Source organism: Proteiniborus ethanoligenes (genome assembly GCF_900107485.1).
Lineage (GTDB): Bacteria > Bacillota > Clostridia > Tissierellales > Proteiniboraceae > Proteiniborus > Proteiniborus ethanoligenes.
Window position 1 is genome coordinate 1 of the sequence record NZ_FNQE01000055.1, and the last position, 6,855, is coordinate 6,855.

General features: G+C 32.7%; 8 protein-coding genes and 1 pseudogene. 8 read left to right on the forward strand and 1 reads right to left on the reverse strand.

The genetic code is table 11. From position 1 onward, the window contains the following. The first annotated feature begins 86 nt into the window (after positions 1 to 86). The 8 genes and pseudogenes from BLV37_RS14545 (at position 87) to BLV37_RS14580 (ending at position 6,507) form a co-directional block, all read left to right on the forward strand. Complete coding sequence (locus BLV37_RS14545; RefSeq protein ID WP_091733125.1) at positions 87 to 1,019, forward strand: metal ABC transporter solute-binding protein, Zn/Mn family; 933 nt, start codon at positions 87 to 89, stop codon at positions 1,017 to 1,019. Between the two features lie 26 nt (positions 1,020 to 1,045). Beyond that, a complete protein-coding gene (locus BLV37_RS14550) occupies positions 1,046 to 1,786 on the forward strand; it encodes a metal ABC transporter ATP-binding protein (protein WP_091733128.1) in 741 nt (246 codons plus the stop codon). A 9-nt stretch (positions 1,787 to 1,795) separates the two neighbouring features. Then, positions 1,796 to 2,704: pseudogene (locus tag BLV37_RS14555) on the forward strand (metal ABC transporter permease); the annotation flags it as partial. A 225-nt stretch (positions 2,705 to 2,929) separates the two neighbouring features. Next, positions 2,930 to 4,054, forward strand: coding sequence for a metal ABC transporter permease (locus tag BLV37_RS14560; protein ID WP_091733133.1), 1,125 nt, complete (start codon positions 2,930 to 2,932; stop codon positions 4,052 to 4,054). A gap of 191 nt (positions 4,055 to 4,245) precedes the next feature. Beyond that, positions 4,246 to 4,548, forward strand: coding sequence for a YerC/YecD family TrpR-related protein (locus BLV37_RS14565; protein WP_091733136.1), 303 nt, complete (start codon positions 4,246 to 4,248; stop codon positions 4,546 to 4,548). Positions 4,549 to 4,558: 10 nt separating this feature from the next. Beyond that, positions 4,559 to 4,849, forward strand: coding sequence for a hypothetical protein (locus BLV37_RS14570; protein ID WP_091733139.1), 291 nt, complete (start codon positions 4,559 to 4,561; stop codon positions 4,847 to 4,849). Between the two features lie 155 nt (positions 4,850 to 5,004). Then, entirely contained in the window at positions 5,005 to 5,928 is a 924-nt protein-coding gene (locus BLV37_RS14575; protein WP_091733142.1) for a M15 family metallopeptidase, read from the forward strand. A gap of 60 nt (positions 5,929 to 5,988) precedes the next feature. Then, positions 5,989 to 6,507, forward strand: coding sequence for a dihydrofolate reductase (locus BLV37_RS14580; RefSeq protein ID WP_244270566.1), 519 nt, complete (start codon positions 5,989 to 5,991; stop codon positions 6,505 to 6,507). Positions 6,508 to 6,618: 111 nt separating this feature from the next. On the opposite strand, the gene BLV37_RS14585 is transcribed toward BLV37_RS14580, so the two are convergent. Next, on the reverse strand, positions 6,619 to 6,855 hold a 237-nt coding region (locus BLV37_RS14585), incomplete at its 5' end, for an IS3 family transposase (RefSeq protein WP_143031482.1).

The following is a 6,855-nucleotide window of genomic DNA, read 5'->3' on the forward strand; positions in this document are numbered from 1 at the left end:
ATTACCTTAAGAAAAGGCAAAACTAATATAATTATTGGGTTAGAGGCTGCCAAGAAAATATATGTAGATTAAAGGAGGATTTAATAATGAAAAGATATATAATAGGATTATTTATAATAGCTATTTTAATAACAGGTTGTAGCCCCTCAGGCAACAATAGCAACAGTCTAAATGGGGACGACAAATATAGAGTGGTGACTACTACTACAATGATTGCAGACTTGGCAAAAGTCATAGGTGGGGAATATGTAGAGGTTCAAGGTCTAATGGGACCAGGAATAGATCCACACTTGTATAAGGCCAGCGCTGGAGATGTAAGTCTTATGCAAAAATCAGATATGATATTGTATAATGGTCTTCATTTAGAAGGAAAAATGGGTGATGTCTTAGAAAAGCTAAATGACAGTGGAAAGCTTGTAGTAGCCTTATCAGATGGTATTCATGAAGAAAAGCTTTTAACATTTGAAGAAGGGTCCAATATATATGATCCTCATATATGGTTTGATATTGCTTTATGGAAACAGGCTGCTGTTCATGTGACAGAGGGCTTTAAAACTCTAGATGAAAAACACTCTGATCAGTATGATGCAAATCTAAAATTTTATCTAGATGAACTTGACAAGCTACATGAATATATTAACCAAAGAGCAGCGGAGTTACCTAAGGAAAAAAGAGTACTAATAACTGCTCATGATGCTTTTAATTATTTTGGCAAGGCATACGGATTTGAAGTAAAAGGATTGCAAGGAATTAGCACTGATTCGGAAGCGGGTACTTCAGATTTGCGTGAGCTTGCAAATTATATTGTAGATCATAAAATAAAAGCAATATTTATTGAAACTTCTGTTCCTCATAAAAATATTGAGGCACTACAGGAAGCAGTAAGGGCTAAGGGTTTTGAAGTGAAAATTGGTGGAGAACTGTATTCAGACTCTACTGGAAATCCAGGTACAGAAGCAGAAACATATATAGGAACATTAAAAGGTAATATTGACACAATAGTCAATGCTTTAAAATAAGAATTTCCATATAGGAGGTGGATAATATGTCAGAAAATCTTGAGTATATTATAGAGGTTGAAGATATGACGGTGGCTTATCATGCGAAGCCTGTTTTATGGGATATAGACCTAGACATACCTAAATCAGTTTTGATGGCAATTGTAGGTCCAAATGGTGCAGGTAAATCAACATTAATAAAAGCAATGCTAGACCTTGTAAAACCTGTTTCAGGCAATGTACTATTTAATGGTGCTTCTTATAGAGAGCAAAGACGCTATATCGGATATGTTCCCCAAAGTGGAAGCGTAGATTGGGATTTCCCCACCAATGTATTGGATGTAGTTCTCATGGGACGTTATGGGATATTAGGGTGGATAAAAAGGCCTAGGGCAGAGGATAAGGCTAAGGCAATGGAGGCATTGAAAAAAGTAGGCATGGATGAATTTGCAAATAGACAAATAAGCCAGTTATCGGGAGGACAACAGCAAAGGGTATTTCTTGCAAGAGCTTTAGTTCAAGATGCAGACATATATTTTATGGATGAACCTTTTAAAGGAGTAGATGCTAAAACGGAAAAAGCTATTATAGCCCTTTTAAAAGAGCTAAGGGAGAGAGGAAAAACTGTAATTGTTGTACACCACGACCTTCAAACTGTTTCAGAGTACTTTGACTGGGTAGTTTTACTTAATACTCAGATTATTGCCTCAGGTCCTGTAAATCAAGTCTTTACAGAAGAAAACCTTAAAAAAACCTATAGAAGCACTGGACAAATTTTGAAAAGGTAGGTGAAGGCGTTGAATATACTAGAGCTTATTTTAACTGACTATACATTACAAATTGTATCATTAGGCTCTGCACTTTTAGGAATAATAAGTGGAGTACTAGGCAGCTTTGCGGTTATAAGAAAGGAAAGCCTACTAGGAGATGCAGTTTCTCATTCTGCATTACCTGGTATAGCATTAGCTTTTTTAATCACACAAACTAAGAGAACTGAAGTTTTATTGCTAGGAGCTTTGATATCTGGCTTAATATCTACTCTGTTGATTCTTTTCATAACTAGATATACAAGAATTAAATTTGATAGTGCATTAGCATTGATGCTATCTGTGTTTTTCGGAGGTGGCATTGTTCTATTAACTTACATTCAAAAGATTCCCAATGCAAATCAAGCAGGCTTAGAAAAATTTATTTTTGGGCAGGCTTCTACTCTTCTAAAAAGAGATGTTTGGATGATGTTAGTTATAGGAACTGTTTTAATAGCATTAGTTATACTTTTCTGGAAAGAGTTTAAACTAGTATCCTTTGATGTAGGCTTTGCTGAAAGCTTAGGCTTTTCAACGAAGGCTATTACTATATTGCTTTCATCTATGATAGTTGCTGCAATTATTATAGGACTTCAGACTGTGGGAGTTATTTTAATGAGTGCTATGCTTATAGCACCTGCAGTAGCTGCAAGGCAATGGACAGATAAGCTTTATATTATGGTAATTCTTTCGGCAATATTTGGTTCTATATCAGGGATTATTGGAACTATCATAAGTTCATCCGTTTCTAAGCTACCTACAGGGCCTATGATTGTAATAGTTGTAAGTCTAATAGTAATTTTCAGCTTAAGTTTTGCACCTAATAGAGGTTTAGTATGGAAGCACTTTAGTAATAAAAGAATGTATAAAGAAATAAATGGAGACAAGGTACTTACAAATCTATATTACTTAGCTATGAACCATGATAATACTAAGCATAGTCACAATATTTCTACAGTGAAACCTAATCTATATTTAAAAGGAAAAGTAAAAACAAATCTTATAAAAACATTAGAATCTTTATCTAAAAGAGGACTTGTAGAAAAAGATTATTTTAATAAATGGGCAATTACTCAGGAGGGTATTGAATACGTTGAGAACTATTTTGGAAAGGAGGAGTATTAAATGTCCCCACAATTAGAAATTCAAATTATTGCAGTAATAGTGGCAATAGCTTGCTCTCTTCCAGGTGTATTCTTGGTTTTAAGGAAAATGTCTATGATGACAGATGCTATAACACATACGATTTTACTAGGTGTTGTAATTGCATTTTTCATTGTTCACAGCCTAACCTCTCCATTTCTAATAGTAGGAGCTGCTCTTATGGGGGTGCTAACTGTGTTTTTGACTGAAATGCTTAACAGTACAAGATTAGTATCCGAGGATTCAGCTATAGGCATAGTATTTCCGTTGCTTTTTAGTATAGCTATAATAATAATATCTAAGTATGCAGGCTCAGTTCATTTAGATACAGATTCTGTTTTGTTAGGGGAGCTTGCATTTGCTCCCTTTAATCGTATGAAGATATTTGGAATTGATATAGGAGTAAAGGCTATTTATTCAATGGGATTTATACTTATTATGAATATTTTATTCATAATAATATTCTTTAAGGAGCTTAAGATAGTAACCTTTGATCCTTCGCTTGCAGCTGTTTTAGGATTTTCACCTTTTATGATACATTATAGCTTAATGACTATTGTATCAATAACTGCTGTAGGAGCTTTTGAATCAGTAGGCTCTATATTAGTTATTGCATTTATGATTGGGCCTCCAGTTACTGCATATCTTCTTACGGATAATTTAAAAAGTATGATTATATTAAGTGCATTTATTGGAGGAATAAATGGTGTACTAGGTTATCAACTTGCTTCTCTATTAGATGTTTCAATTGCTGGCTCAATGGCGGTTATGACAGGAATAATGTTTTTAATAGTGTTTATATTTGCACCTGTAAGAGGCATATTAACTACATTTAAGAGACGAAAATCACAAAAAAGGGATTTCGCTGAAAAATCTCTAATATTTCATTTATATAATCATGAAGGGGATAAAAATGAATCTATAGAATGTGGAATAAATACTATTCAAGAGCATATGCATTGGAGTGAAGATTTTTTAGATTCAACAATCAATAAGCTTATCAAGGAAGAGAAAATTTACATCCATGATCATGTAATTAAGCTAACGGATTTTGGACGACAATATGCAATAAAAAGCTATGAGGAGATTTTCACAGGAAATATCTAGTTTTATATAAAAATTCTAAATAGAATACACCTCAAATGTATCCACTATAAAAATAGTAAATACAGAGAGGTGTATTTTTAGATACTTAATCTCTTGTAAAATTAAGCACATAATATTACAATATAATATAGTAATAGATATGAATCTTATAATATGAAAACGTTTCACAATAAATTACTGGGGGTGATTTTGTGGAGTATAGATCAAAGATTAAGGACAAGCAATTAGATGAGCTGTTTGAAGCTATATTGAAGCTTGAAAATATTGAGGAATGCTATAGATTTTTTGAGGATATATGCACAATAAATGAGCTTAAATCAATTAGTCAAAGACTAGAAGTAGCAAAATTATTAAGACAAGAGAAAACCTATAATGAAATTGAAGATGAGACAGGAGCAAGTACTGCAACTATAAGTAGAATAAATAGAGCTCTAAACTATGGAGCAGAGGGATATAGTCTAATATTGGATAGATTAGGATACAATAAAAAATAAGGAGAAGAGTATGAAAGCTAAAGACATGAATTCTAGAGAATTACAAATAAAAAGGTTAAGAACTATTAAAATAATCGAAATGTGTATAACATTTGTTGTTGTCATATTGGCAGTAGTTCTTTATGTTAAAGGCTATGATCCTACAGTTGTATTAGTTTATCTTGCTGGGAAAAATATTTACTCTATTAAGAAAAGAGGAAAAACTTCAAAAAACTATACCTTTTTAACTATAATAAATGTAGCAGGTTTATTTCTTGGACTTTTAGGTGGATATAATTTAATACAGCAGCTAATAAAATAAGGATGAGAATCGGCTGAAAAATAATGATTAGATTAAAAGGATTATTCTCTCATGACAAATTTATTATATTTTGTCAAACAAACTGGTTTTTTGCATATTTGTGATATAATTAAGTATGTTATACATAATCAAAAGTTCATGAGAGGATGAAGGATATGAGGAAAAACCAGAGACCAAGAGGGAAACATAGGCTTAGACTTTTTGGTATTCTTTTAGTAGTGCTTATTTCTATAACTATTGTTGCACAAGCTAAGGACAAGCTATTCCCTTTTATTAAAAACACTATTTCAAATGAGCCATCATCTGACTATGTCTTGGCAGATAGTGACATAATAGAGGAAGAAGACAGTGACTCTTCTGAAAATAAGGAGGACATCATAGATATTGAAGAAGACCATGATGAAGAGCAAGCAATAAAAGAAGAACTGTTGGAGAATACTGTATATTTAAATGATGAAGGAAAGAAAATTATTAATAATCCTAATGATATTTTGGTATTAGTTAATAAGGAGAGAAATTTATCCTCTGATTATAAGCCAGATGATTTAGTAGTTCCAAATGTTAGGTTTTCCTTTGAAGGAAATGACCAGAAGAAGTATCTGAGAAAAGAAGCTGCTAAAGCCCTAGAAGATTTGTTTAAAGAAGGAGAAAAGGAAGATATAGCTTTATATGCGGTTTCAGGATATAGATCCTATTCTAGACAGGAGCTTCTATTTAACAACAAAGCAAATAAGGTTGGAGCGGAGGCTGCTAATAAGCTAGTAGCTAGACCAGGGCAAAGTGAGCATCATACAGGGTTGGCAATGGATGTGTCTAGTAAAAGTGCTAATTTTTCATTGGCGGAGAGATTTGGAGAAACAGCAGAAGGTATATGGCTTAAAGAAAATGCACATAAATTTGGGTTTATAATAAGGTACCCAAAAGAAAAGACAGACATAACTGGATATAGCTATGAGCCATGGCATATTAGATATGTGGGCAAGGAAATAGCAGAGGAAATATATGAAAAGGATATTACGTTAGAGGAGTATTTTGGGTTTGAATATAGCGAAAATAGTAATAGCTTAAATAATGAATAAGAAACAGTGTTTCAGTAAAAAATATAATGAAATAATAAATTTAAAAGTGAAGGGTCTATTATGGTAAAAAATATGATACTGATTTTTGCAGTAGATAATAACTGGAATATAGGATATGATGGAGATTTGTTGTATAAAATATCAGAGGACTTAAAGCGATTTAGAAAGCTAACTGAAGGAAATATTGTAATAATGGGAAGAAGAACCTTTGAAGCCCTGCCTAATAGAAAGTCTCTTAGCAATAGAATAAATATTGTTCTAACTAGAGATAAGGATTATGAAGCCGATGAATCCATTGTAATAAATTCCTTAGACAGTCTATCTACTTTATTAGAAAAATTGCAATCATCCTCTAATAAAAAAATGGAGGTTTTTGTTATTGGCGGTGGCAACATTGCTCGTCAGCTTATAGAATACTGTAACAGGGCCTATATAACCAAAGTGTTTAAAACCTTTCCAGCAGATACTCTCATACCTAATTTAGATTTAGATCTTAACTGGAAAGTAGTTAATGAGTCAGAAGTCTTTAGTCAAGGAGACTTGTTATATAAATATGTAGATTATGTTAAACTTTCATAGTAAAAGTCAATAAAAACACCCTCAAATGAACATGCCCCTGTCAAGTAGACAGTGGTAAAAATAAAAATCTTTCTACGCCAATCGTTGAACAATGGTTGGCGTAGACTCATTCTATGCAACTTTATTCTGCAAGTAATTTCTGTACTCTATTGGTGTCATACACTTTAATCGCCTTTGATACCTATGATTATTGTAATACTCTATATAATCAACAATAGCAGTTTCTAATTCGGAGTATGAATTGAATCTTCTAAGGTAATACATTTCAGATTTTAACATGCCCCAGAATGCTTCCATAGGTCCATTATCAATGCATCTTGACACTCTGGACATGCTTTGTATCATACC